General features: G+C 72.1%; 27 protein-coding genes, 5 tRNA genes and 1 pseudogene. 6 read left to right on the top strand and 27 right to left on the bottom strand.

Features of this window, described 5'->3' with window-relative positions; genetic code table 11:
• Positions 1–27: 27 nt before the first annotated feature.
• The 10 genes from mutM to FHR36_RS04200 form a co-directional block, all read right to left on the bottom strand.
• On the bottom strand, positions 28–882 hold the full coding sequence (mutM, locus tag FHR36_RS04245; RefSeq protein WP_253793848.1) for a bifunctional DNA-formamidopyrimidine glycosylase/DNA-(apurinic or apyrimidinic site) lyase: 855 nt from the start codon (positions 880–882) through the stop codon (positions 28–30).
• A 9-nt stretch (positions 883–891) separates the two neighbouring features.
• Positions 892–1677 carry a ribonuclease III gene (gene rnc, locus FHR36_RS04240; RefSeq protein WP_253793847.1) on the bottom strand — a complete coding sequence of 262 codons (786 nt, stop codon included), beginning with the start codon at positions 1675–1677 and terminating at the stop codon, positions 892–894.
• Between the two features lie 20 nt (positions 1678–1697).
• Positions 1698–1871, bottom strand: coding sequence for a 50S ribosomal protein L32 (rpmF, locus tag FHR36_RS04235; RefSeq protein WP_030275709.1), 174 nt, complete (start codon positions 1869–1871; stop codon positions 1698–1700).
• 2 nt (positions 1872–1873) lie between these two features.
• Positions 1874–2518: a YceD family protein gene (locus FHR36_RS04230; protein WP_253793846.1), complete on the bottom strand. Its 645-nt coding sequence runs from the start codon at positions 2516–2518 to the stop codon at positions 1874–1876.
• Positions 2519–2685: 167 nt separating this feature from the next.
• Complete coding sequence (locus FHR36_RS04225) at positions 2686–3849, bottom strand: F0F1 ATP synthase subunit B (RefSeq protein WP_253793845.1); 1164 nt, start codon at positions 3847–3849, stop codon at positions 2686–2688.
• Positions 3850–4000: 151 nt separating this feature from the next.
• Positions 4001–4486 (bottom strand): pantetheine-phosphate adenylyltransferase, encoded by a 486-nt coding sequence (gene coaD, locus FHR36_RS04220; protein ID WP_253793844.1) that lies wholly within the window; start codon positions 4484–4486, stop codon positions 4001–4003.
• Between the two features lie 44 nt (positions 4487–4530).
• Complete coding sequence (gene rsmD, locus FHR36_RS04215) at positions 4531–5115, bottom strand: 16S rRNA (guanine(966)-N(2))-methyltransferase RsmD (protein WP_253793843.1); 585 nt, start codon at positions 5113–5115, stop codon at positions 4531–4533.
• A 137-nt stretch (positions 5116–5252) separates the two neighbouring features.
• The gene (locus FHR36_RS04210; RefSeq protein WP_253793841.1) at positions 5253–5759 is read right to left on the bottom strand and encodes a hypothetical protein; all 507 of its coding nucleotides are present in this window, start codon (positions 5757–5759) and stop codon (positions 5253–5255) included.
• A gap of 94 nt (positions 5760–5853) precedes the next feature.
• Complete coding sequence (recG, locus tag FHR36_RS04205) at positions 5854–8058, bottom strand: ATP-dependent DNA helicase RecG (RefSeq protein WP_253793839.1); 2205 nt, start codon at positions 8056–8058, stop codon at positions 5854–5856.
• 31 nt (positions 8059–8089) lie between these two features.
• Entirely contained in the window at positions 8090–9721 is a 1632-nt protein-coding gene (locus FHR36_RS04200; RefSeq protein WP_253793838.1) for a DAK2 domain-containing protein, read from the bottom strand.
• A gap of 293 nt (positions 9722–10014) precedes the next feature.
• Here FHR36_RS04200 and rpmB point away from each other — a divergent pair, with 293 nt between their 5' ends.
• Positions 10015–10200, top strand: coding sequence for a 50S ribosomal protein L28 (gene rpmB, locus FHR36_RS04195; RefSeq protein ID WP_253793837.1), 186 nt, complete (start codon positions 10015–10017; stop codon positions 10198–10200).
• Between the two features lie 155 nt (positions 10201–10355).
• On the opposite strand, the gene thiD is transcribed toward rpmB, so the two are convergent.
• From thiD to FHR36_RS04180, 3 genes are all read right to left on the bottom strand, one after another.
• Entirely contained in the window at positions 10356–11153 is a 798-nt protein-coding gene (thiD, locus tag FHR36_RS04190; RefSeq protein WP_253793836.1) for a bifunctional hydroxymethylpyrimidine kinase/phosphomethylpyrimidine kinase, read from the bottom strand.
• 23 nt (positions 11154–11176) lie between these two features.
• Positions 11177–12202 (bottom strand): 6-phosphofructokinase, encoded by a 1026-nt coding sequence (locus tag FHR36_RS04185; protein WP_253793835.1) that lies wholly within the window; start codon positions 12200–12202, stop codon positions 11177–11179.
• Positions 12203–12354: 152 nt separating this feature from the next.
• Positions 12355–13323 carry a thiamine-phosphate kinase gene (locus FHR36_RS04180; protein ID WP_253793834.1) on the bottom strand — a complete coding sequence of 323 codons (969 nt, stop codon included), beginning with the start codon at positions 13321–13323 and terminating at the stop codon, positions 12355–12357.
• 164 nt (positions 13324–13487) lie between these two features.
• Here FHR36_RS04180 and FHR36_RS04175 point away from each other — a divergent pair, with 164 nt between their 5' ends.
• Complete coding sequence (locus FHR36_RS04175) at positions 13488–13721, top strand: Lrp/AsnC family transcriptional regulator (RefSeq protein WP_253793833.1); 234 nt, start codon at positions 13488–13490, stop codon at positions 13719–13721.
• Positions 13722–13741: 20 nt separating this feature from the next.
• Positions 13742–14245: a DUF3515 domain-containing protein gene (locus tag FHR36_RS04170; protein WP_253793832.1), complete on the top strand. Its 504-nt coding sequence runs from the start codon at positions 13742–13744 to the stop codon at positions 14243–14245.
• A 58-nt stretch (positions 14246–14303) separates the two neighbouring features.
• Here the strand turns inward: FHR36_RS04170 and FHR36_RS04165 are convergent, their stop codons facing one another.
• Genes FHR36_RS04165 through FHR36_RS04155 form a run of 3 tightly spaced genes read right to left on the bottom strand, consistent with a single transcriptional unit; the run spans position 14304 to position 17277 of the window.
• Positions 14304–15446 carry a D-alanine--D-alanine ligase family protein gene (locus FHR36_RS04165; RefSeq protein WP_253793831.1) on the bottom strand — a complete coding sequence of 381 codons (1143 nt, stop codon included), beginning with the start codon at positions 15444–15446 and terminating at the stop codon, positions 14304–14306.
• Positions 15447–15475: 29 nt separating this feature from the next.
• Positions 15476–16477 carry an NAD(P)H-dependent glycerol-3-phosphate dehydrogenase gene (locus tag FHR36_RS04160; protein WP_253793829.1) on the bottom strand — a complete coding sequence of 334 codons (1002 nt, stop codon included), beginning with the start codon at positions 16475–16477 and terminating at the stop codon, positions 15476–15478.
• The gene (locus tag FHR36_RS04155; RefSeq protein WP_253793827.1) at positions 16474–17277 is read right to left on the bottom strand and encodes a lysophospholipid acyltransferase family protein; all 804 of its coding nucleotides are present in this window, start codon (positions 17275–17277) and stop codon (positions 16474–16476) included. Before FHR36_RS04155 ends, FHR36_RS04160 begins: the two co-directional genes overlap by 4 nt.
• Before the next feature lie 224 nt (positions 17278–17501).
• Here FHR36_RS04155 and cofC point away from each other — a divergent pair.
• Positions 17502–18173, top strand: a pseudogene (gene cofC, locus FHR36_RS04150) (2-phospho-L-lactate guanylyltransferase); the annotation flags it as partial.
• A 289-nt stretch (positions 18174–18462) separates the two neighbouring features.
• Here cofC and FHR36_RS04145 read toward each other — a convergent pair.
• A complete protein-coding gene (locus FHR36_RS04145; RefSeq protein ID WP_253793826.1) occupies positions 18463–18723 on the bottom strand; it encodes a hypothetical protein in 261 nt (86 codons plus the stop codon).
• Positions 18720–18962: a hypothetical protein gene (locus tag FHR36_RS04140; protein ID WP_253793824.1), complete on the bottom strand. Its 243-nt coding sequence runs from the start codon at positions 18960–18962 to the stop codon at positions 18720–18722. Before FHR36_RS04140 ends, FHR36_RS04145 begins: the two co-directional genes overlap by 4 nt.
• A 117-nt stretch (positions 18963–19079) precedes the next feature.
• On the opposite strand from FHR36_RS04140, the gene FHR36_RS04135 reads away from it, so the two are divergent.
• Positions 19080–19835, top strand: coding sequence for a GntR family transcriptional regulator (locus FHR36_RS04135; RefSeq protein WP_253793823.1), 756 nt, complete (start codon positions 19080–19082; stop codon positions 19833–19835).
• 126 nt (positions 19836–19961) lie between these two features.
• Here the strand turns inward: FHR36_RS04135 and FHR36_RS04130 are convergent, their stop codons facing one another.
• The 4 genes from FHR36_RS04130 to leuC form a co-directional block, all read right to left on the bottom strand.
• Positions 19962–20654, bottom strand: a complete 693-nt coding sequence (locus FHR36_RS04130; RefSeq protein ID WP_253793821.1) for an HU family DNA-binding protein — start codon at positions 20652–20654, stop codon at positions 19962–19964.
• 133 nt (positions 20655–20787) lie between these two features.
• The gene (locus FHR36_RS40245; RefSeq protein ID WP_301329954.1) at positions 20788–21078 is read right to left on the bottom strand and encodes an SCO5555 family protein; all 291 of its coding nucleotides are present in this window, start codon (positions 21076–21078) and stop codon (positions 20788–20790) included.
• A 180-nt stretch (positions 21079–21258) separates the two neighbouring features.
• Positions 21259–21855: a 3-isopropylmalate dehydratase small subunit gene (gene leuD, locus FHR36_RS04120; protein WP_253793818.1), complete on the bottom strand. Its 597-nt coding sequence runs from the start codon at positions 21853–21855 to the stop codon at positions 21259–21261.
• Positions 21856–21858: 3 nt separating this feature from the next.
• The gene (gene leuC, locus FHR36_RS04115) at positions 21859–23280 is read right to left on the bottom strand and encodes a 3-isopropylmalate dehydratase large subunit (RefSeq protein WP_253793816.1); all 1422 of its coding nucleotides are present in this window, start codon (positions 23278–23280) and stop codon (positions 21859–21861) included.
• A 234-nt stretch (positions 23281–23514) separates the two neighbouring features.
• Between leuC and FHR36_RS04110 the strand changes: the two genes are divergently transcribed.
• Positions 23515–24228, top strand: coding sequence for an IclR family transcriptional regulator (locus FHR36_RS04110; protein ID WP_035866446.1), 714 nt, complete (start codon positions 23515–23517; stop codon positions 24226–24228).
• Positions 24229–24358: 130 nt separating this feature from the next.
• Here FHR36_RS04110 and FHR36_RS04105 read toward each other — a convergent pair.
• From FHR36_RS04105 to FHR36_RS04085, 5 genes are all read right to left on the bottom strand, one after another.
• A tRNA-Gln gene (locus tag FHR36_RS04105) sits at positions 24359–24433 on the bottom strand.
• A gap of 4 nt (positions 24434–24437) precedes the next feature.
• Positions 24438–24510 (bottom strand) — tRNA-Glu (locus FHR36_RS04100).
• A 9-nt stretch (positions 24511–24519) separates the two neighbouring features.
• Positions 24520–24592 (bottom strand) — tRNA-Glu (locus FHR36_RS04095).
• A 33-nt stretch (positions 24593–24625) separates the two neighbouring features.
• Positions 24626–24698, bottom strand: a tRNA-Glu gene (locus tag FHR36_RS04090).
• Between the two features lie 22 nt (positions 24699–24720).
• Positions 24721–24792 (bottom strand) — tRNA-Gln (locus FHR36_RS04085).
• Positions 24793–24825: the final 33 nt, after the last annotated feature.

The following is a 24825-nucleotide window of genomic DNA, read 5'->3' as shown; positions in this document are numbered from 1 at the left end:
GCTCGTGCCTACCGCGCCGGCTCGTACCTACCGCGGTCGCCGCTGGCAGCGCGGGCAGAAGTAGCTGGACCGGTTCATCCACGCCTCCCGCCGCATCGGCGTCCCGCAGCGCCGGCAGGGCACCCCCTCGCGCCCGTACGCGTCGAGGTCGCGCGAGAAGTAGCCGCTCTCGCCGTTCACGTTCACGTAGAGGCTGTCGAAGCTGGTGCCGCCGACGGCCAGCGCGGCGGTCATCACCTCGCGGGCGTGCCGCAGCAGTTCGGTGGCGAGCGGGCGGGTCAGGGTGGCGGTGGGCCGGTCGTAGTGGAGCCGGGTGCGCCAGAGCGCCTCGTCCGCGTAGATGTTGCCGACACCGCTGATCAGGGTCTGGTCGAGCAGGGCGCGCTTGACGGTGGTGCGCTTGGCGCGCAGCGCGGTGACGAAGGCGGCGTCGTCGAAGCGCGGGTCGAGCGGGTCGCGGGCGATGTGCGCGATGGAGACGGGGGTGTGCTCGGGGTCGTCCGGTTCGGCCTCCTCGACGGCGAGTCCGCCGAAGGTGCGCTGGTCGACGAAGCGCAGTTCGCCGTCGCCGTCGGTGAAGCGGAGCCGGACCCGCAGGTGGGTCTCGTCCGGCACCGAGGCGTCCTGGACGAGCAGTTGGCCGCTCATGCCGAGGTGGCCCACCATCGACAGGCCGTTGCCGAGCGGTACCCACAGGTACTTGCCGCGGCGCTGGGCGTCGCCGAGGGTGGCGCCGACGAGCATGGCGGTGAACTGGTCGGCCCCGCCGGGTTGGCGGCGGACGGCGCGTGGATGGAGGACCTGGGCGGCGATGACGGTCCGGCCGGCGACCCAGCGGGTCAAACCCCGCCGGACCACCTCGACCTCGGGAAGTTCGGGCACGTGGCCAGCCTAGGCGGCTGCGCCGGCACCCGGCTGGTCGTCGCCGTACTTGGCCTTGATCGCACGCCAGGCGGACTCGGCGGCCTTCTGCTCGGCTTCCTTCTTGGAGCGGCCGGTGCCGGTGCCGTAGTCCTCGCCGGCCACCCGGGCGGCGGCGGTGAAGGTCTTCTCGTGGTCGGGACCGGACTCGGTCACCACGTACTCGGGGACGCCGATGCCGACCATGGCGGTCAGCTCCTGGAGGCTGGTCTTCCAGTCGAGGCCGGCGCCGAGCTGGGCGGACTCCTCGATCAGCGGGTCGAACAGCCGGTGCACGAAGGCGGTCGCGGCTTCCAGGCCCTGGTCCAGGTAGATGGCGCCGATCACGGCCTCGACGGTGTCGGCGAGGATCGACGACTTGTCGCGGCCGCCGGTCCCCTCCTCACCCTTGCCGAGCCGGATGAAGGCACCGAGGTCCAGGCCGCGGCCGACCTCGGCGAGCGCGCGGGAGTTGACCACCGCGGCGCGAAGTTTGGCGAGCGTGCCCTCGGCGACCTCCGGGTGGAGGCGGTAGAGGGTGTCGGTCACCACCAGGCCCAGGACCGAGTCGCCCAGGAACTCCAGGCGCTCGTTGGTGGGCAGGCCACCGTTCTCGTACGCGTACGAGCGGTGGGTCAGGGCGCGCACCAGAAGGGCGCGCTCGAGCGTGTACCCGAGGCGCCCTTCCAGGACGTCGTATTCGGTCGAAGCCGGCCCGCCGACCTTGCCCCCGTTGGTAGCGGGGACCGACTTGCGGGGAGAGTTACTGTCCGACATCGATCCGTGCACCCCGCCGATCAGACCGAGAGGACCTGGCGACGGTTGTACGTGCCGCAGCTCGGGCACGCGATGTGCGCCAGCTTCGGCTCGTGGCAGCGGTCGCACGCGACGAGCGCGGGCGCGACGGCCTTCCAGTTGGACCGGCGGTGGCGCGTGTTGCTGCGCGACATCTTCCGCTTCGGAACAGCCACGGCTACTTCTCCTGGTTCTCGGCGAGACCCTCACGGGTACCGCTGTTCTTGTCTTCGTCACCCTCGTCGCCGGGGGCGGCGGAGAGTCCCTGCAGAGCCGCCCACCGAGGGTCGGCGGCATCGTGGTGGTGGTCCGGGTCGTCGTTCAGGCTGGCCCCGCACTCGGAGCACAGACCCAGGCAGTCTTCCCGGCACACCGGCTGCAGCGGCAGTGCAAGCACCACCGCGTCACGCAGCACCGGCTGGAGGTCGAAGAAGTCGCCCTCCAGACGGTAAGTCTCCTCTTCCGACTCCTCGTCGAGGTCGTCGGTCCCGGTGGTCCGGGCGCGGTGGCGCTCGTCGGACTCCGGGTAGTAGTACAGCTCCTGGAAGTCGACCTCCAGGTCGTCCTCCACCGGGTCGAGGCAGCGGGAGCACTCGCCCTCGACGTGGGTCTCGGCGCTGCCGGTCACCAGCACGCCCTCGACCACCGACTCCAGGCGGAGCTCCAGCGTGATCTCGCTCTTCTCCGGGACGCCGATCACATCCGCGATGCCCAGGCCCTCCGGGGCCTCCAGGGTGCGGGCGACCTTGCGCATCGAGCCGGGGCGACGACCGAGCTCGTGCGTGTCGAACACGAGGGGGTCGCGGTGGTCGAGGCGGTTCAAGGTGTCCTGACTTCCTGGCGGCGGCACGCATCCCTGCGTGTCGCGATGGTTCCTGCGGTGCGCGGCCCGTTCGCGGGCACGCGGCGAACCCGGCACGAACAGGCCGGAGTGGTCAGACTACCGGAGAGTCGCGCCAGGCCCAACTTCGCTCCCCCGGGCGACCGGGTTCAGCGGCCGCCGAGCTCCCGGAGCCGGGTCATGTCGATCATGCTGGTGTCGAAGAAGCTGGTCTCGTCCAGGTTGCCCTGCTGCGGGACCTGCGCCTGCCCCTGCTGCTGCGGGTACCCTCCGCCGACCTCCGGCTGGGGGTGGCCCCACTGGTCGTACTGCTGCGGGTACGCCTGCTGCTGGGGGTAGCCGTACTGGTCGACCTGGGGCTGCTGCTGGTAGCCGTACTGGTTGCCGTACGGGTCGGCCTGCGGCGCGCCCGCCGGGTCGTAGCCGCCGTTGTAGACCTCGGCGTACTGCGGAGCCTGCGGCTGGCCATGGGGGTCCCCCCAGCCGGAGGCTGGGGGAGGGTCCTCACCGGGGGCCTGCCAGCCGGCCGCGGCGGGGGTCTGCTCCGGCCAGCTCTGCTGCTGCGGGACGTCCTCCCGGTACCAGGGCTGCTCCTCCTCGTTGGCGAAGCCCGCGGCGACCGCCTCGGCCCGGTTCTTGAGCTGCTGGGCCTCGTCGGCGGCGGCCAGGTAGGCGCCCAGCTCGTCGATCGGGGCCTTGCCGAGCAGCTTGTCGCGGCCCTTGCCGACCGCCTCCAGGGTGGCCGAGAGCACCGCCTCCAGCGTGGCGAGCTTCACGTCGACGTACTCGTCCGCCTCGGGGCTCGGGCTGAACCGCGGCTGGAACTCCTCGCCGTCCGTCTCGCCCTCGGCGTCCGGCTCGTACACGCCGGACTCGCCGCGCAGCTTGATCCGGCCGCGGCCGACCGCGCCCAGCGTCTTGGTGAGCACGACCTCGAAGTTGGCCAGCTTGGAGTCGACGTAGTCGTCCGCCTCGGCGCGCTTGGTCTCCACCTCGGCCCGGGCCTCGGCCAGGATCCGGTCGGCCTCGGCCTGGGCCTGGCGGACCACCTCGGTGTCGGAGATCAGCGAACCGCGCTCGTCGTGCGCGCCGCGGATGATCTGGTCGGCCTGGGCGTGGGCGTCGGCCACCATCTGCTGGTGGTCGGCCACCACCGACTGGGCGTGGGCGAGTTCGGCCGGCATGGTGTCGCGCAGGTCGCGCAGCATCCCGGTCAGCTCGGCACGGTTCACCACGCACGAGGCCGACATCGGCATCGCCTTGGCCTTCTCGACCATGGCGACGATCTCATCGAGTTTCTGCTGCACGTCCACGGGCGCTTCAGTCTTTCCGTGTGCCGCCGAGGTGCGGCGGAGGCAGTCCCCGTCGGCTCGGCAGCGCCCACGGGGCAGGGACTACAGACTGTACGGCCACTGCCCCCGGAGCTCACAACGCCCTGTCAGTCGGAGCGGTCTCCCGCGCCGTTCAGCGGGCGCGCTCGGCGATTCGCTCGACCAGCCGGGCGTTGACCACCTCGGGCAGCAGGTGCGAGACGTCGCCCCCGTAGGAGGCGACCTCCTTCACCAGGCTGGAGGAGAGGAAGCTGTAGGTCGGCGACGTCGGCACGAACAGCGTCTCCACCCCGGTCAGCCCGTGGTTCATCTGGGCCATCTGGAGCTCGTAGTCGAAGTCGCTGACCGCCCGCAGGCCCTTGATGATCGCGGGGATGCCACGGTCCCGGCAGAAGTCCACCAGCAGGCCGGCATGCGACTCCACCTCGATGTTGCCGTACTGCGCGGTGGTCTCCTCGATGAGCGCGATCCGCTCCTCGATGGAGAACATGCCCTGCTTGTTCTTGTTGATCAGCACCGCGACATGGACCACGTCGTACAGCTTCGAGGCCCGCTCGATGATGTCGAGGTGCCCGTTGGTGATGGGGTCGAACGACCCCGGACAGACGGCGCGGCGCATGCGTCCACTCCCTTGTGGCCCGTTTCCGATGGGTACGGCGGGTGCTACGAATCCTGGTCTTCCTCGACAGCGGCGCGACCGTACCAGAGGGTGCCCTCGCCGTACCGGCGCGAGCGCAGGCCGTCGAAGCCCTCCGGCCAGCGGAAGTCACCGCCGCGAGTGCTGCGTTCCACGGTGACGAGTACGTCCTCCGCTAGCCAGCCCCCAGCCCCGAGTGTGATCAGCATCTCCCGCACCTGGTCATCGGTGACGGCGTACGGCGGGTCCAGGAAAACGAGGTCGTACGGGGCCGCCGGGGCCGGTCCGGCGATCACCCGTTCGGCCTTGTCGGCGCGGACCTCCGCGCCGGGGAGGGCGAGGGTGCGGACGTTCTCGCGGATGGTGCGGGCCGCGCTCGCGTCGGACTCCACCAGGAGGGCGTGCACCGCGCCGCGGGACAGCGCCTCCAGGCCGACCGCGCCGCTGCCGCCGAACAGGTCGAGCATCCGGGCGCCGTGGATCGTCCCGCGGAGCGCCTCCAGCGTGGAGAACATCGCCTCCCGGGCCTTGTCGGAGGTCGGGCGGGTGTTCCGGCCGGGCGGCACGGCCAGCCGGCGGCCGCCGGCCGTCCCGGCGATCACGCGGGTCATCTGCTGCGAGGTCCTTTCGTACGGGCAGCTCAAACCTACGGGATCGGCCGACCACGAGGGGCGCGGGGAACTGCGCGCCCAGCCATGCGCTCAGGTAGAGCGGTGGCCGGTCGCGCAGTTCCCCGCGCCCCTGAAGATCACGCCTCGGCAGCGCCCAGCAGGGCCGGCGACGCGTAGCGGGACCAGGAGAGGCAGCCGTCCGGCGGGCAGTACTCCGGGCGGCGCGGGTCGTGGCCGAGTTCCCGCAGCTTGGTGCGGACGGAGTCGGGGGTACGGCCGTAGCGGGCGGCGATCCGGGCGATGGTCTCGCCGTCGTGGAAGCGGCGGACCAGCTCCTCCTCGTGCTGCGGCACCCAGGGGGCGCCGTGGCCGGGGTAGAGCTCGCGCAGGACGTCGCGGTCGGGGATGGGCTCGGAGACGTCGGCGACGATGGCCAGCGCGCGCAGGGCGCGGTTGAGCGCGATGCGCAGCGACGCGACGTCCTCCACCGGCAGGCGCAGCTTGCCGGAGGCGACGGGGCTGGCGGCGGCCCCCTCGCGCCAGCCGGTCAGGGTGAGGGTGACTTCGCGGTCGTCCTCGCTGGCGAGTTCGATCCGGAAGACCTTGTCGCCGAGCGGCAGCTCGTTGAGGTGACGGAATGCCATGCAATGACCCCCAATTCTCGTACCGGGCCCGCACGTTGGCGTGCGTCCCGAACAACTACATTCTCTCTTGGGGCACTGACAATCGAGGCTTCCGTCAGCCCTTCTCCAGGTACTCGGCGCGCTCCTCGTCGAGCAGGCTCTCCAGGACGGTGCGGAGCTCCGGGTGGTCGGCGAGGTCGGGGTCGGCGGCGACCAGGCGGGTGGCCTCGGTGCGGGCGGTGGCGATGACGTCCTCGTCGTCGAGGACGGAGAGCACCTTGAGGGAGGACTTCACGCCGGACTGGGCCTGGCCGAGCACGTCGCCCTCGCGGCGCTGTTCCAGGTCGATGCGGGAGAGTGCGAAGCCGTCCAGGGTGCCGGCGACGGCGTCGAGGCGGGCGCGGGCGGCGCTGCCGGCGGGCATCTCGCTGACCAGCAGGCACAGGCCGGCGGCGCTGCCGCGGCCGACCCGGCCGCGCAGCTGGTGGAGTTGGGAGACGCCGAAGCGGTCGGCGTCCATGATGACCATCACGGTGGAGTTGGGGACGTTGACGCCGACCTCGATGACGGTGGTGGCGACCAGGACGTCCACCTCGCCGGCGGCGAAGCGGCGCATCACGTCGTCCTTGGCGTCGGGCGCCAGCCGGCCGTGCAGGATCTCCAGGCGCAGGCCGGCCAGCGGGCCCTTGGCGAGCATCTCGGCGGTCTCCACCACCGAGAGCGGCGGGCGGCGTTCGTCGCTCGCCGCGCCGAGGTCCTCCAGGTCGTCGGCGGCGGCCTTGCGCTTCTTCTTCGGGTCGGCGGGCTCCTCGTCGCCGATCCGGGGGCAGACGACGTACGCCTGGTGGCCCTTGCCGACCTCCTCGCGGACCCGTTCCCAGGTGCGGGCGAGGAAGTTGGGCTTCTCCAGCACGGGGACGACGTGGGAGGAGATCGGCGAGCGGCCGGAGGGCAGCTGGTCGAGGACGGAGGTCTCCAGGTCGCCGAAGACGGTCATCGCGACGGTACGCGGGATAGGAGTTGCGGTCATCACCAGCAGGTGCGGGGGCTGGCCGCCCTTGGCCCGCAGGGCGTCGCGCTGCTCGACGCCGAAGCGGTGCTGCTCGTCGACCACGACCAGGCCGAGGTCCTGGAACTGGACCTTGTCCTCGATCAGGGCGTGGGTGCCGATGGCGAGGCCGGCGTCGCCGCTGGCCATGTCGAGCATGGCCTGACGCCGGGCGGGCGTGCCCATCGAGCCGGTGAGCAGGGTGACCCGGGTGCCGAGTTCGGAGCCGCCGAGCATGCCGCCCTCGGCCAGGTCTCCCATCATCTCGACGATCGAGCGGTGGTGCTGCTGGGCGAGCACCTCGGTGGGGGCGAGCAGGACGGCTTGGCCGCCGGCGTCGACCACGGTGAGCATCGCGCGCAGGGCGACCAGGGTCTTGCCGGAGCCGACCTCGCCCTGGAGCAGCCGGTGCATCGGGTGCTCGGTGGCGAGGTCGCGGAGGATCTCGCCGCAGACCTTCTGCTGGCCCTCGGTGAGGGTGAACGGGAGGCGCGCGTCGAAGGCGTCGAGCAGGCCGCCGGACCGCGGGGTGCGCGGTTTGGCGGGCAGCGCGGAGTCGGCGGCGCGGCGCTGGGCCAGGGCGACCTGCAGCACGAACGCCTCGTCCCAGCGCAGCCGGGCCTGGGCGCGCTCGCGCTCGGCGTGGTTGCGCGGGCGGTGGATCAGCTCCAGGGCCTCGCGCAGCGGGGCGAGGTCGTGGGCGGCGCGCAGGTCGGCGGGCAGCGGCTCGCCGACGTCCGGGAGGTGTTTGGTGAGCGCGGTCTCGATGCAGATGGACAGCTTCCAGCTGGGCATCTGGGCGCTGGCCGGGTAGACCGGGATGAGCCGCCCGGCGAACTGCGTGGCGGCGTCGGTGTCGGCTTCCTCGTCGATCAACTGGTAGTCGGGCGAGGCGAGTTGCCGGGTACGGTTGAACAGTCCGACCTTGCCGGCGAACAGGCCCTGGGCGCCGGGGCGGAGGTCCTTCTGCCGCCAGCCCTGGTTGAAGAAGACCAGCGAGAGCCGGGCCCGCCCGTCGGTGACGATCACCTCGAGGCGGTCGCCCTTGCGGCCGCGGAACGGGATCAGGGTGACCTTCTCGATCCGGGCCAGCACGGTGACGTGCTCGTCCACCTCCAGCTCGTCCAGGCTGGTGAGCTGGCCGCGCTCGACGTACCGGCGCGGGTAGTGGTGCAGCAGGTCGCCGACCGTGTGCAGCTTGAGGCTGTCGGCCAGCACCTTCGCGGTGCGGTCGCCGACGAGCTTGGTCAGAGGTTCATCGAGAGCGCCCATCGTGACCTGTTTACACCACGACGGCGACAGCTCACTCGACCCCGATGAGCAGCAGCGCCGACTCCTGCCCGCCCTCGTACGCCACGGTGTCGACCTCGGGGCGGGTCCGGCGGGTGTGGGCGACCAGCCGGTCGGCCAGGCCGGGCGGGAGGTCCTCGCCGAGGATCAGGGTGACCAGTTCGCCGCCGGCGGCGAGCATCCGGTCGAGCAGGGTGACGGCGGTCTCGGCGAGGTCGTCGCCGATCGCCACCACGTCGCCGTCGATCAGGCCGAGTACGTCGCCGGACTGGCAGACCCCGGCCATCGTCCAGGACTCCCCCTCGGCGACGGCGAGTTCGGCGTGCCGGGTGGCACCGGCGGCCGAGGTCATGGCGACCACGTCCTCGTCGAAGCGGCGGCTGGCGTCGTGCACCGCGAGCGCCGCGAGGCCCTGCACCGGCGAGCGGGTCGGCAGGACGGCGATCCGCAGCCCCTCCTCGCGCAGCTGGTCGGCGGCGGCCCCGGCGGCGGCGCGCAGCTCGGGGTCGTTGAGCAGCAGGATCACCTCGCGGGCGGCGCACCGGCGGACCGCCTCGGCGAGTTCGGCACTGGCCGGCGGCCGGTCCGGGTCGGCGGGCAGCACGGCGGAGCCGGCCTGGGCGCACAGCTCGGCGAGACCGGTGCCGGAGACCACGCTGAGCACCGCCCGGCCGTGCGAGACGGTCTCCTCCCGCTCCCCCGCCCGGGCCGCCGCCTCGGCGAAGTGGGTGATCCTGATCCGGTACGGGCGGCCCGCCTCCACGCCCGCCTCCACGGCCGCGCCGGCGTCGTCGACGTGCACGTGGACGTTCCACAGCCCGTCGCCGCCGCCGATCACCAGCGAGTCGCCGAGCCCGGCCAGCCGCTCGCGCAGGGCGGGCAGCGCCTCGTCCGGCGCGTCCAGCAGATAGATCACCTCGAACGCGGGGTGGCCCGGGCCCGGCGGGCGCTCGTGGCCTTCGCAGCCGGCCGTGAACGACACCGCGATCTCCTGCCGCAGGGCGACCGGACCCATCGGGTTCTGCCCCGACACCGCGTCCACCAGGGCGCCGAGCACCGCCACCAGGCCGCGGCCGCCGGCGTCCACCACCCCGGCCTCGGCCAGCACGGCCAGTTGGTCGGGGGTGTGCACCAGCGCCTCGCGGGCCGCCCGGTACGCCGCCTCGGCGACCGCGGTCAGCCCGTCGTGCCGTGCGTCCGCCGTCCTGGCCGCCGCCGCCGCGACGGTCAGCAGCGTCCCCTCGACCGGCTCGGCGACCGCCTGGTACGCCGCCTCCGCGGCCCGCAGCAGCGCCTTGCGCAGCGCCTCGGGCGAACCGCCGTGCTCCGCCAGCACCTCCGCCAGCCCGCGCAGCCACTGCGCGAGGATCACCCCGGAGTTCCCGCGCGCCCCGATCAGCGCACCGCGCGCGGCGGCGGTGACCGCCGGACCGAGCGCGGCCCCTTCACCGTGCCCGTCGGCGGTGAACACCGCGTCCACCGCCTCGGCGGCCGACTCGACGGTCAGATAGAGGTTGGTGCCGGTGTCGCCGTCCGGAACCGGGTACACGTTGAGCGCGTCGATCTCCTCGCGGGCCTGCCCGAGCGCGGCCAGGGCCAGCCGGCACCAGGTGCGGACGGCCGCGCCGTCGAACGTGTCCAGCACCAGGTCTCCTCCGGGTGAACGCCACGGGAACGCGACGGGACGCGGTGGCTAGGGCGATGCTGGCAGGTTATCGGTGCGGGAGCGCTGCCCGCGCCGCCAGGAGCCCAGGTCGGAGACGATCACGGGCCCGGGCGTGGTAGTTTCGTTGGGCGGGAGCGTCCGTTGTATGCTCTCCCGGTTGCCTGGAACAACCCGGGCTCACCCCTTGATCCGATCCGGCCCACGTGAGTGGTGCCGGGGGGCTCAGCCGGGGTTTCCGAAAGTAACTGATCTGAAGTCTTGGAGTGACTCCTGTGGCTGCCAACTGCGACGTCTGCGGCAAGGGGCCGGGCTTCGGCAACAGCATCTCCCACTCGCACCGCCGTACCTCCCGTCGTTGGAACCCCAACATTCAGCGGGTGCGTGCTGTGATTGGGCGGACGCCGAAGCGGCTCAACGTCTGCACCTCGTGCATCAAGGCCGGTAAGGTCTCGCGCTGACGCGCAGACCGGTACGCCGGTCCTCCGGACAGCCGATTCGCCCTCGGGCGGTCGGCTGTTTTGGTGTACCCAGGGGCGCGGGGAACTGCGCGACCAGCCACCGCTCCACGTGAGTGCATGGCTGGTCGCGCAGTTCCCCGCGCCCCTTTTTGTGGTCAGCGCCAGCGCCAGGCGTGGTCCACGGGGCCGATGCCGGCGCCCAGGGCGAAGCCGTGCCGGATGGCACCGGTGATGTACTCCTTCGCCGCCGCCACGGCGTCCGGCATGGTGTCGCCCTTGGCGAGCTGCGCCGCGATCGAGCTGGCGAGCGTGCAGCCGGTGCCGTGGGTGTGGCGGTTGTCGTAGCGCGGGGCGCGGTACCAGTGCTCCTCGCCGTCGGCGCCGAGCAGCAGGTCGGCGGCGTCGCCGGCCAGGTGGCCGCCCTTGACGAGCACCCACTGCGGTCCGAGGTCGAGCAGCGCCTTGGCGGCGTCCCGCATGCGGTCCTCCCCCTCGACGACCAGGCCGGTGAGCTGGGTCACCTCGTGCAGGTTGGGGGTGGCGAGGGTGGCGACGGGCAGCAGGCGCTCGCGGACGGTCGTGACGGCGTCGGCGGCGAGCAGCGGGTCGCCGTGCTTGGAGACGCCGACCGGGTCGACGACGACGGGGGCGTCGACTCCGGCGAGGAGTTCGGAGACGGTCTCGACCAGTTGGATCGAGGCGAGCATGCCGGTCTTGACGGCCTGGACGCCGATGTCGTCGACCACGCTGCGGAACTGGGCCCGGACGGCTTCGGCGGGGAGCTCCCAGTAGCCCTGGACGCCGAGCGAGTTCTGCGCGGTGACGGCGGTGATCACGCTCATGCCGTGGACGCCGAGGGCGAGCATGGCCTTGAGGTCGGCCTGGATCCCGGCGCCACCGCCGCTGTCCGAACCGGCGACGGTGAGCACACGGGGGGGAGCTGTCGAAACCATGGCCCCAACCTAGCCGAGCCGCGTCACAGGACGGCTTCGGATTCCGCCCAGCGGTCCGGGGGGACGGTCTTGAGTCGGACGACCGCGTCGGCGAGCGGGACGAGCTGGATCTCGTTGCCGCGCAGGGCGGTGAAGTGGCCGAAGGCTCCCTTGTGGACGGCCTCCACCGCGTGCCAGCCGAACCGGGTGGCGAGTACCCGGTCGCGGGCGGTGGGGATCCCGCCGCGCTGGGTGTGGCCGAGGATGACCGGCCGGGCCTCGGTGCCGAGGATGTCCTCGAGTTCGTTGGCGAGCCGGTTGCCGATCCCGCCGAAGGTCTGGTGGCCGTACTGGTCGAGCTGGCCGTGTTCGAAGCGGAGGGTGCCGGGCATCGGCTGGGCGCCCTCGGCGACGGCGATGATGGCGAACTTCTTGCCGCGCCGGAAGCGTTCCTCGACCATCCGGGCGACCGCCTCGATGTCGAACGGCTTCTCCGGGATGAGGATGCCGTGCGCGCCGCCGGCCACCCCGGCGGTGAGGGTGATCCAGCCGGTGTGGCGGCCCATCAGCTCGACCACCATCACCCGCTGGTGGGACTCGGCGGTGGTCTTCAGCCGGTCGATCGCCTCGGTGGCGACGTGGACGGCGGTGTCGAAGCCGAAGGTGACGTCGGTGGCGTCGATGTCGTTGTCGATGGTCTTGGGGACGGCGACCACCGGGAGTCCGGCGTCGCTGAACAGCTTGGCGGCGGTGAGCGTGCCCTCGCCGCCGATCGCGATCAGCGCGTCGATGCCGAGTTCGCGGGCGAGCCGCTGGGCGTTGTCGACCGCCCAGCGGATCCGGTCGCGCTTGACCCGGGCGGAGCCCAGGATGGTGCCGCCGAGGGTGAGCAGGCCGGTGACGTCGTCGTGCGAGACGGGCCGGGCGCGGCCTTCGAGCAGGCCGAGGAAACCGTCCTCCAGGCCGAGGATCTCGTCGCCGTGGACGTCGGTCCCGCGGTGCACCACGGATCGGATCACCGCGTTGAGGCCCGGGCAGTCTCCCCCGCTGGTCAGGACGCCGATTCGCATGGTGGCTGCGCTCTCCCGGTGCGGAGGCGCCGGGCACCTCCGGTGGATGGAACCGAACAACCGGGCGATCCGGACAAACCGGTCCTCCCGACAGCGCAAGCGTACGCGTTCGGCGGGTCCCGGAAGCCGTCAGCGCGCCACCGCGCCCGGGGCTACTCGGCGCCGAAGTGGTCCCAGCCGCCCGCCCGGTCCCAGGGGGCGCCGTCGACGGTGACCCGACCGCCGCGGGCCGGGTTGGCGGTACGGACCACCTCGCCGACCACCCGCCAGCGCGCCGGCAGCTGGACCGTCTTCGGGAAGGTGGCCACGATCGCGTGGTCCTCGCCGCCGGAGAGCACCCAGACCAGCGGGTCCACGCCGACCGCCTGGCCGATGTCCGCCATCTGCGCCGGGACGTCGAAGTCCGCCGCGTGCAGGTCGATGTCGACCCCGCTGGCCCTGGCGACGTGGCCGAGGTCGGCCACCAGCCCGTCGCTGACGTCCACCATCGCGGTGGCGCCGAGGTCGGCGCCAGCCGGACCGGCGTGGTACGGCGGCTCGGGGCGGCGGTGCGCCTCGACGAAGGCGCGCGGCGAGCGGAAGCCGCGCTGCAGCACGGTCAGCCCGGCCGCCGACCAGCCCAGCCAGCCGGTCACCGCGACCACGTCGCCGACCCCGGCCCCGGAGCGGACCACCGGGGCGCGGCCCTGGAGGTCGCCCAGCGCGGTGATGGCCAGGGTGATGGTGTCGCCGCGGACCACGTCGCCGCCGACCACGGTGGCCCCGGCGACCTGGCACTCGTCGCGCAGACCGTCCATCAGCTCGGTCGCCCAGGTGGTGGGCAGGTCCGCGGGGGCGACCAGGCCGAGCAGCAGCGCGGTCGGCACCGCGCCCATGGCGGCGACGTCGGCCAGGTTCTGCGCCGCCGACTTGCGGCCGACGTCGTAGGCGGTGGACCAGTCGCGGCGGAAGTGCCGGCCCTCGATCAGTACGTCGGTGGTGGCCACCACCCGGCCGTCGGGCGCCTTCACCACGGCGGCGTCGTCCCCCGGGCCGAGATCCACGGCCGGGGTCAGCGGCAGCCGGGCGGTCAGCTCCCGGATGAGGCCGAACTCACCGAGCTCGCCCACGGTCCCCTGCATCTGCCGTCCTCCCGAGTCAACGTGTCGAGTGGGCGCGCGCGCCCCCGCCGCGCAGCGTACGCCTTCCGTCCGTGCAGATGTCTCCCCTCCTCACCCCCTGGCGCGGTAGCGTGGTGATCAGACCGCTGGCCGGTCCACCCACCCCTGCCGCCTGGAGGTCTCCCGTGGTACAGGCGTACATCCTGATCCAGACCGAAGTGGGCAAGGCCACCGCGGTGGCGGAGTCCATCACCAAGATCCCCGGCGTGGTCACCGCCGAGGACGTCACCGGCCCGTACGACGTGATCGTGCGCGCGGAGGCCGACTCCATCGACGACCTGGGCCGCCTGGTCGTGGCGCAGGTCCAGCAGGTCGAGGGCATCACCAGGACGCTGACCTGTCCGGTGGTGCGCCTGTAAGGCCCGGTTACCATCGGCGGGTGGTCCGAACCGTTCTGAGCAAGCTGCCCGCGCCCGTGCGATGGCTGGCGCCGCCGGCCGTCCTGCTGGGCTGCACGGTCCTGGTCGCCGCCGCGTGGTCCGCTCCCGCGGACGTCACCCCGCCGCAGCCCTCGCCCGCCGCGGCCGGCTACTGCCAGGCGCTCGACCGGGCGCTGCCCGCCGACGTGCTCGGCCACCACCGCGAGGACCCCTCCCCCGCGTCGCCGTACACCGCCGCATGGGGCTCCTCGCCGCGGACGGTGCTGCGCTGCGGCATCGAGCGGCCGTCCTACCTGGACGACGACCCGCTGAAGAACTCCCCCGAGGTCAACGGCGTCCAGTTCGGCATGGGCCCGGACGGCAACGGCGGCTACCTGTTCGTCACCACGCTCCGCAAGGCGTACGTCGAGATCGACGTCCCCAAGGGCGCCTACCCGAACTACATCGACCCGCTGTCCTCACTGACGGACGCGATCACGGCCACCATTCCGGACGGGCTGTAGGCCAACCACCAGGGGCGCGGGGAACTCCGGTCGCGCAGTTCCCCGCGCCCCTCAGTGGTCAGCGCAGACCCGTGGAGCGTCGCAGCGCAGCGCCCAGCAGCCGGTCGATCAGCTCCGCGTACGACAGCCCGCTGGCCTCCCACATCTTGGGGTAGGCGGAGATCGGCGTGAAGCCGGGCATGGTGTTGATCTCGTTGACCATCCACCGGCCGTCGTTCAGCAGGAAGAAGTCGACCCGGGCGAGGCCCTCGCAGCCGAGCGCCTCGAAGGCGGCGACGGCCTGCCGGCGGATCTCGGCGGTCTCGTCCGCGGTCAGCTTCGCCGGGATCTCGACCTCGGAGGAGTCGATGTACTTGGCCTCGAAGTCGTAGAACTCGAAGTCGCCGCCGACGTGGATCTCGGCCGGGACGCTGGCCCGCGGGCCGTCCTCGAACTCCAGCACGGCGCATTCGATCTCGCGGCCCTCGACGCCGAGCTCCACGATGATCTTCGGGTCGTGGCGGCGGGCCTCCTCGACGGCGGCGTCCAGGTCGGCCAGGTCCTTGACCTTGGTGATGCCCATGGAGGAGCCGGCCCGGCAGGGCTTCACGAACAGCGGCAGGCCGAGCTCGGCGATCCGGGCTCGGGCGGCGGCGCGGCCCTCCTCGGTCTCCCACTCGCGCGGGCGGACGACCGTGTAGGTGCCGGCGAAGATGCCGTGCGACTCCAGGATCCGCTTGGTGAACTCCTTGTCCATGCCGACCGCGCTGGCCAGCACCCCGGAGCCGACGTACGGGACGCCGGAGAGTTCCAGCAGGCCCTGCAGGGTGCCGTCCTCGCCCCAGGGGCCGTGCAGCAGCGGCAGGACGACGTCGACCTCGCCGAGCACCTTGGGGGTGCTGCCGGGCTCGCTCCAGACCACCTCGCGGTTGCCCGGCGAGACCGGCAGCGTGACCTGGCCCTCGACCGACTCGGCCACCTGGGCGACGTCGGGGAGCTTGCCGTCGGTGATGGACATCCGGGCGGGCTCGTCGGCGACCAGCGCCCAGCGGCCCTCGTGGGTGATGCCGATCGGCAGCACCTCGTACTTGCTCCGGTCGATCGCCTTGAGCACGCTGCCGGCCGTGGAGACCGAGATGGCGTGCTCGGAGCTGCGGCCGCCGAAGACGATCGCGACGCGCGGCTTGGCCGCGTGGTTCGGGGAGGTCTGTTCGATGCTCATATCGATTTGAGACTACCGTCCGTTTTCGGTCACCGGCGCTCAGGCTTGGCCGAACGGGCCATCAGTCCCTTGAGCACCTCCTGGGTGGGCCGGCCGTTGTGGACCACGTCGACCACGGCCTCGACGATGGGCATGTCCACCCCGTTGCGCCGGGCGAGGTCGAGGACCGACTCGCAGGACTTGACGCCCTCCGCGGTCTGGCTGGTTGCGGCGATGGTCTCCGCCAGCGTCATGCCGCGGCCCAGGTTGGTGCCGAAGGTGTTGTTGCGCGACAGCGGCGAGGAGCAGGTGGCGACCAGGTCGCCCATGCCGGCGAGGCCCGCGAAGGTGTGCGCGTCGGCGCCGAGCGCGAGGCCCAGCCGGGTGGTCTCGGCCAGGCCCCGGGTGATCAGGGTGGCCTTGGTGTTGTCGCCCAGGCCCATGCCATTGGCCATGCCGACCGCCAGGCCGATCACGTTCTTGACCGCACCGCCGAGCTCGCAGCCGATCACGTCGGTGTTGGTGTACGGGCGGAAGTACGGGGTGTGGCAGGCGGTCTGGAAGCGCTTGGCGACCGCCTCGTCGGTGCAGGCGACCACGGTGGCGGCGGGCTGCCGGTTGGCGATCTCGCCGGCCAGGTTGGGACCGCTGACCACCACGACGCGCTCGGGGCCGACCCCGGCGACCTCCTGGACCACCTCGCTCATCCGCTTGGCGGTGCCGAGTTCGATGCCCTTCATCAGCGAGACCAGGACCGTCTCCGGGCCGAGCAGCGGCGCCCACCGGGCGAGGTTGTCGCGCAGCGTCTGCGAGGGGACCGAGAGCACCGCGAAGTCGGCGCCGGCCAGCGCCTCGGCGGGGTCGGTGGTGGCCCGGATCGACTCCGGCAGGCGGAGGTCGGGCAGGTAGTCCGGGTTGACGTGGTCGCGGTCGATCGCGTCGACCAGTTCCTTGCGGCGGCCCCACAGGACCACCTCGCAGCCGGCGTCGGCCAGGATCATCGCGAACGCGGTGCCCCAGGAGCCGGTGCCCATCACGGCGCAGCGGGTCATCGGCCGCCCTCCTCGGCGGCGCGGTCCTTCTTGGCCTCGGCGACGGCGGCGCGCTCGCGGGCGGCCTTGCGCATGTCGTACCGCTCGGGCGGCGCCTGCTCGCCGCGGATCCCCTCCAGGACGGCGGTGATGGCCTCGATGATGTCCTCGGTGGCCTCCCTGAGGACCTGGGCGGTGATCTCCTTGCCCTGGTACTTGCTCAGGTCGACCGGCGGGCCGGCCGCCACCGTCACCTTGTGGCGCGGGAAGGGGCGGTACTTGGGGCCGCCGCCGCGCCCGTAGGGCGGGATGATCTCGTGCGCGCCCCAGTGGGCGACCGGGATGACCGGCGCACCGGTCATCAGGGCGACGCGGGCGGCGCCGCTCTTGCCGGTCATCGGCCACAGGTCCGGGTCACGGGTGAGCGTTCCCTCGGGGTAGAACTGCACGCACTGGCCGCGCTCGATCGCGTCGATCGCGGAGCGGAAGGCCACGGCGGCGTCGGTCGACTCGCGGAACACCGGGATCTGGCCGGTCTTGCGCAGCATGAAGCCGATGAACGGGATCGAGAACAGCGAGGACTTGCCGAGTATCCGCGGCGGGCGGCCGCTGTTGTACTGCCAGTGCGCGTAGAACACCGGGTCGATGATCGAGTTGTGGTTCACCGCGGCGATGAACCCGCCCTTCTCGGGCAGGTGCTCCCAGCCGTGCCACTCCCGCGTCGCCAGGGTCCTGGTCACCGGCTTCACGAGCACGGCCGCGAAGCGGTACCAGATTCCGTAGTCGGGATTGCCGAACCTGGCGTTAGAGCGGCGGGACACCCCAGCTCCTCCTCATCCGGTGCGGCACGTGGGGTGCCGCGGTCTCTCCTCGCAGGGTCCGACCTGCGGCTCCAGCGCGGAACAGTCTCACCCGTGGACGGAGCGCCTGTCGAGCAGCCCCTGCCGAAGGCCCGGCACAGGGTGACCGATCACACGCGACCGCGGGGCGGGACGGCGGGCCCGGGCTGGCCGGCACGTCGGAGCCGACGCCAGAATTGGCGCCGATGACAGAGGACACCGTACGCCCCACCGGCACCCTCCCGCCCGACCCGGCCACGGGTTGGTCGCTGGTGCTGCCGGTGAAGCCGCTCGAACTGGCCAAGAGCCGGCTGGCCGGCTTCCCCGGCGCCCGCCGGCCCGACCTGGCGCTGGCGTTCGCGCTCGACACGGTCGCGGCGGCGCTGTCCTGCCCGGCGGTGGAACGGGTGCTGGTGGTGACCCGGGACGCCACCGCCGGACCCCGGCTGGCCGCGCTGGGCGCCACCGTGGTCGGTGACGAACCGGGCGGCGGCCTCAACCCCGCCCTGGCGCACGGTGCACTCCGGGCGCGCCGACTCGCCCCGTACGCGCCGGTGGCCACTCTCTCCGCGGACCTGCCGGCGCTGCGGCCGGCCGAACTCGCCCGGGTGCTGGCCGCGGTGCCGGCCGGCGGCCGGGCCTTCCTCCCGGACGCGCCGGGCACCGGCACCACGCTGCTCGCCTGCTTCCCCGGGAGTGCGCTGCGGCCGGCCTTCGGGCCCACCTCCCGGCGCGACCACGCCGCCGGCGGGGCCGCCGAACTCGCGCTGCCGGACGTGCCGTCGGTCCGGCGGGACGTGGACACCGCGGCCGACCTGAGGGAGGCCCTGGCGCTCGGCGTCGGGGTCCACACGGCCGCCCTGCTGGCGGCGGGCCGCTCGCCCGGGGCGCCGGCAGGGGCCCGATATGCTGCTGCCATGCAGGCCACCGCGTTCACCTTCGACCCCGCGACCCGGACGGGTTCCGTGCTGCTCGACGACGGCACGCCGGTGCCGTTCGACGCCGCGGCCTTCGACGCGGGCGGGCTGCGCCTGCTCCGCCCCGGCCAGCGGGTGCGGATCCGCACCGAGGGTGCCGGCGACGCGCGCCGGGTGGTCTTCGTGACCCTGCAGACCTTCCCCGACCCCGAGGCCCCGGCCGCCTAGAACCCGTCCGTGCGGCGGCGGTTCAGCCGCGGACGCGGACGGCGTGCGAGCGACCGGCCATCCGGAAGCTGAGCACCAGTTCGCCCTCGCGGGAGAGGAAGTCCTCGACCCGTTCGACCGCGCCGGGTCCGAAGAAGTAGCGGTAGGCCTCGTACTGGGTCCAACCGAGCGGCAGCACCCGCAGGGACTCCCAGAGCGCCGCGACGGCGTCGGGCAGTCGGCTGAAGGTGGCCGGTTCGGTGATGTCCTCGATCGACACCGTGTAGACGCGGGGCACGGTCACTGGGTTGACTCCTCGTCGATCTCCGCCCACACCGAGTGGGACGCGGCCAGGTAGACGTGACCGAAGCGGTCGGCCGCGGCGAGGGCGGTGAGGACGGCTCGGTGGGCCTCCTCGCCGAGGTCGCCGGGAATCTCGGCCTCCACCCGGTAGCCGCCGTCCGGTCTGCGGCGGACGCGGGCCCGGGCTCCCGCGGCGACGGCGAGCCGGTACGCGAGGTCAAACGCCCTGGTGGTTCGCACGCAACGCCTCTCCCCGAGAGCAGCCGGTCACGTAACGTGAATCTAACGCATTAGATTCCACCTGATGCATTAGATTGTCAACTCCGAATCACCCGTCCTGCCCGCCGGGAGAGCCAGATGCCCTCACAGGAGCCTCCGTACCTGCGGATCGCGGACGACCTCCGCCGCCGAGTCTCGGCGGGCGAGTGGCCGGTCGGCGAGCGGCTGCCGTCCCGGGCGAAGCTCGCCGAGACCTACGACGTCGGCGCCAACGTGCTGCAGCGCGCGCAGGAACTCCTCATCGCCGAAGGGCTGCTGGAGGGCCGGACCGGCTCGGGCACCTACGTCCGGACCCCGACCGAGCGCCGGCCGATGCCGCGCTCATGGGCGGGCACCGCCGTCGAGGGCGCCTGCGCGCCGGACAGTTGGGAGTCCCACACGGACACCCGGGTGCCGGCTCCCGAGCACATCGCGCACCGGCTCGGCATCGCCCCGGGCGACGCCACCGTCCGCACCCGCTACGAGTACCTGGCCGACCGCCGGCCGGTCCAACTCGCCGAGAGCTGGGAGCCGATGGCGGTCACCGACGGCACCCCGGTGCTGATGCCCGAGTACGGCCCGCTGGGTACCGGCCGGGGCGTGGTGGCGCGGATGGCGTCGATCGGCGTGCGGGTCGCACGGGTGGTGGAGCGGCCGCGCCCGGCCCGGGCCACCCTGGAGCAGGCCAACCTGCTCGGCATCTCGGTCGGCGACCTGGTGACGGTCATCGAGCGCACGCACCTGGACGCCGACGGCCGGGCGGTGGAGACCGCCGATCTGGTGGTGCCGGATGCGCGCTGGGACATCGTCTACGAGCTCGCGGTCGGTCCTTTCGCGGAGACCGCGGAGTCCTGACACCCGCGCCCCGAACGCGAACAGCTGCGGCGGCCCGCCCCGGATTCGTCCGGAGGCGGGCCGCCGCAGCTGTGCGATCCTGACGGTCCGTCGAACGACGGGCCGTCGGAAAACGCCCGAAGGGCCTTACTTGGCGGTGGACTTGCGCGCGGTGGTCTTCCGCGTGGTGGTCTTCTTCGCCGGAGCGGTCTTCTTGGCGGCGGTGGTGGTCTTCTTCGCCGGGGTGGCCTTCTTGGCGGCAGCGGTCTTGGCCGGGGCGGCCTTCTTCGCGGCAGCGGTCTTGGCGGCCGTGGTCTTGGCGGCGGTGGTCTTCGCGGCCGTCGACTTGGCGGTGGTGGCCTTCTTCGCCGGGGCGGCCTTCTTCGCGGCGGCGGTGGCGGTGGTCTTCTTCGCCGCGGTCTTCTTGGTGGCGGCGGTGGTCGCGGCCGCGGCAGCGCGCTTGGTGGCGGCACGCTTGGCGGCGGGGGCGGCGACACCGGACTTGCCCGGGGTGAGCGAACCCTTGGGGGCCTTCTTGACGGACGGGCCCTCCTTCGGCAGCTTCTTCGTGCCGGAGACGAGGTCCTTGAAGCCCTGGCCCGGACGGAAGCGCGGCACCGAGGTCTTCTTGACCTTCACGCGCTCGCCGGTCTGCGGGTTGCGGGCGAAGCGCGCCGAGCGCTCCACCTTCTCGAAGGTGCCGAAACCGGTGACCGACACGCGGTCACCCGCCACGACGGCACGCACCATGGTGTCGAGCACTGCGTCGACGGCCTCTGCGGCAGCCTTGCGACCGCCCAGCTGCTCGGCCACCGCTTCGACAAGCTGAGCCTTGTTCACGTCTTCCCCTTCGGAAACGGGCGCCGGATGATTCCATCCGTTCATTTCGCACGTTAGGTATGGATCTGCGGAGTTTCAATTACCAAACGCGTGAATCACCCTAGTGTCGCAACGAATTTGCACATCGCCGACCTCAGACGGGCGGGATGCGCCCCTCGTCGAGGTCCTGCACAAAGCGACTCAACCGCCGTGCCGCCTCCGGGAGATCACGCTTGGCGGTCTCGGTGACGATCAGCAGTTGTCGGGTGAGAGCGGTCTTTGCGTCCGTTGACACGTTCAGCGCATGAACGCGGGCATGGGCTTGCTTCAACCGCTCGGCCACAAGTGCGTAGAGCGCTGTGACTTCCGAGTCGGTGGCACCGTCCGTCCCCTCCGGCCACGCGGGTTCGCCACCCGGGTACGGAGGTTCGGGGTTCCGGTGCATGCATCGATTGTGCCATCTGCCCGGAGTTGTACTGCACCAGCCCCTCATTCACCGCATTGGGAACGCCGGATGAGTGTGCCGTCGACGGTTCGAACTCCCGCTTGACTCCGCGTGCTCAACGCGGAAGACCCGCCCCCGGGTGGGGGCGGGTCTTCCGGTGGTGCGTCAGAAAGGGATCGCTCAGGCGGCCGGCTGGGTCCGCGGCTTGTACGCGGGACGGGTCGCCTCGAACGTAGCGATGTCCGCCTCGTTCTGGAGCGTGATGCTGATGTCGTCCAGGCCGTTGAGCAGCCGCCAGCGGACGTTGTCGTCCAGCTCGAAACCGGCCGTGACGCCCTCGGCGCGGACCTCGCGGGCCTCCAGGTCGACGGTGATCTCGGCGGTCGGGTCGGCCTCGGTCAGCTCCCACAGCCGCTCCACGGTCTCCTGCGGCAGGACGACCGTCAGCAGGCCGTTCTTCAGCGAGTTGCCGCGGAAGATGTCGGCGAAGCGCGAGGAGATGACCGTCTGGAAGCCGTAGTTCTGCAGCGCCCACACCGCGTGCTCGCGGGAGGAGCCGGTGCCGAACTCGGGGCCGGCCACCAGCACGCTGGCGCCCTGGCGCTCCGGGCGGTTGAGGACGAACTCCTCGTCCTTGCGCCAGGCCTCGAACAGGCCGTCCTCGAAACCGGAGCGGGTGACCTTCTTCAGCCAGTGCGCCGGGATGATCTGGTCGGTGTCCACGTTGGAGCGGCGCAGCGGAACGGCGCGGCCGGTGTGGGTGGTGAACTTCTCCATGGCTCAGGCCTCCACGGCGACGGGGTCGGTCAGGTCGGCCGGGGACGCCAGGCGGCCCAGCAGGGCGGTCGCGGCGGCGACCTGGGGCGAGACCAGGTGGGTACGGCCACCCTTGCCCTGGCGGCCCTCGAAGTTGCGGTTCGAGGTGGAGGCGCAGCGCTCGCCCGGGGCCAGCTGGTCCGGGTTCATGCCCAGGCACATCGAGCAGCCCGCGTGGCGCCACTCGGCGCCGGCGGCGGTGAAGACCTTGTCCAGGCCCTCCTCGACCGCCTGCAGGGCGACCCGGACGGAGCCGGGGACGACCAGCATCCGTACGCCGTCGGCGACCTGCCGGCCGTCCAGGATGGCGGCCGCGGCGCGCAGGTCCTCGATCCGGCCGTTGGTGCAGGAGCCGACGAAGACGGCGTCGACCGCGACCTCGCGCAGCGGGGTGCCGGCCTCCAGGCCCATGTACTTCAGGGCGTTCTCGGCGGCGATCCGCTCCTGCGGGTCGGTGAAGTCCTCGGGGTGCGGCACGTTCGCGCCCAGCGGGGCGCCCTGGCCCGGGTTGGTGCCCCAGGTGACGAACGGGGTCAGCTCGTTCGCGTCGATGAACACCTCGGCGTCGAACACCGCGTCCTCGTCGCCGGCCAGGGTGCGCCAGTACTCGACGGCGGCGTCCCAGTCCTCGCCCTGCGGGGCGTGCGGGCGGCCCTTCAGGTACGCGAAGGTGGTGTCGTCCGGGGCGATCATGCCGGCCCGGGCGCCCGCCTCGATGGACATGTTGCAGATGGTCATCCGGGCCTCCATGGAGAGGCTGCGGATGGCCGAGCCGCGGTACTCCAGGACGTAGCCCTGGCCGCCGCCGGTGCCGATCTTGGTGATGATGGCCAGGATCAGGTCCTTGGCGGTGACGCCCTCGGGCAGCTCGCCCTCGACCGTGATGGCCATCGTCCGGAACGGGGCCAGCGGCAGCGTCTGGGTGGCCAGCACGTGCTCGACCTGGCTGGTGCCGATGCCGAACGCCAGTGCGCCGAAGGCGCCGTGGGTGGAGGTGTGGGAGTCGCCGCAGACCACGGTCATGCCGGGCTGGGTCAGGCCCAGCTGCGGGCCGACCACGTGGACCACGCCCTGCTCGACGTCGCCCAGCGAGTGGATGCGGACGCCGAACTCGGCGGCGTTCTTGCGCAGCGTCTCCAGCTGGACCTTGGAGACCGGGTCGGCGATGGGCTTGTCGATGTCCAGGGTCGGGGTGTTGTGGTCCTCGGTCGCGATCGTGAGATCGGTCCGGCGGACCGGGCGGCCGGCCAGCCGGAGACCGTCGAAGGCCTGGGGGCTGGTGACCTCGTGCAGCAGGTGCAGGTCGATGTAGAGCAGGTCGGGCTCGCCCTCGGCGCGCCGGACGACATGGTCGTCCCAGACCTTCTCCGCCAGTGTCCGTCCCATCGCTTTCCCTCCAGCCGGCCGCTCTGCCGGCCTTCTCGTGTCGTCGAGGTCTAGATCCCTTGCCGCCCTGTGAGGCTCGCTTCGAGTCGCGACCTGCACGCCGGACCGTGTCCAGGATGTGGACGCCGTGGTGCGGGTCCATCCTGGGTGTCTCCCGGGCTGCTGCATCAAGAGTGGCGCTTTTCTCGCGAGATTGAACTTGCGTCTCGCCCACTGAGACTGCAGTATCGAGACATGGACAACACTAGCGGCGTCGGCGTTCTCGACAAGGCCGCTCTGGTGCTCAGCGCACTGGAGTCGGGCCCCGCCACGTTGGCGGGGCTGGTCGCCGCCACCGGTCTGGCGCGGCCCACGGCCCACCGTCTCGCCGTCGCACTCGAACACCACCGCCTGGTCACCAGGGACATGCAGGGCCGGTTCATCCTCGGCCCCCGACTCGCCGAGCTCTCGGCCGCCGCCGGCGAGGACCGCCTGCTCGCCGCCGCCGGGCCGGTGCTCACGCATCTGCGCGACGTGACCGGGGAGAGCGCCCAGCTCTACCGACGCCAGGGCGAGATGCGCATCTGCGTGGCCGCCGCCGAGCGGCTCTCGGGCCTGCGGGACACCGTGCCGGTCGGCTCCACGCTGCCGATGAAGGCCGGCTCCGCGGCACAGGTCCTGCTGGCCTGGGAGGAGCCCGAGCGCCTCCACCGCGGCCTCCAGGGCGCCCGCTTCACCGCCACCGCGCTGAGCGGCGTACGGCGCCGCGGCTGGGCCCAGTCGATCGGCGAGCGGGAGCCCGGTGTGGCGTCCGTCTCCGCGCCGGTCCGCGGGCCCTCCAACCGCGTCGTGGCGGCCGTCTCGGTCTCCGGGCCGATCGAGCGCCTCACCCGCCACCCGGGCCGCCTGCACGCCCAGGCCATCATCGAGGCCGCCAACCGGCTGACCGAGGCCCTGCGCCGCAGCTGAGCGGCAGGGACGCAGCAAGGACCCGCCCCCGTCGGGGGCGGGTCCTTCGTCGTCGCACACGGTCGAGGCGTCCGGTCGAGCACCGGGAAAACAGAAAAGCCCCGGCTTTTCGCCGGAGCTTCAGGATTTCTGGCTGGGGTACCAGGACTCGAACCTAGACTAAATGAACCAGAATCACTCGTGCTGCCAATTACACCATACCCCAAAAGTACCCCCGACCGGATTCGAACCGGCGCTACCGCCTTGAGAGGGCGGCGTGCTAGGCCGCTACACAACGGGGGCCTTGATGAGTACCCCCGACCGGATTCGAACCGGCGCTACCGCCTTGAGAGGGCGGCGTGCTAGGCCGCTACACAACGGGGGCTTGACTCATCGATTTGCAATTGTTGAGATTGCGTACCCCCGACCGGATTCGAACCGGCGCTACCGCCTTGAGAGGGCGGCGTGCTAGGCCGCTACACAACGGGGGCTTGCGTCACACAAGGTGCTGCGCTGGGGTACCAGGACTCGAACCTAGACTAACTGAACCAGAATCAGTCGTGCTGCCAATTACACCATACCCCACCAGAGTTCAACCCCTCAGCGGGATCTTCCTCG

The sequence above is a fragment of the Kitasatospora cinereorecta genome, assembly GCF_024172095.1.
In the GTDB taxonomy this organism is placed as follows: domain Bacteria; phylum Actinomycetota; class Actinomycetes; order Streptomycetales; family Streptomycetaceae; genus Kitasatospora; species Kitasatospora cinereorecta.
The sequence above is the reverse complement of the archived record's forward strand: the minus strand, read 5'-3'. Positions and strand labels throughout refer to the sequence as shown.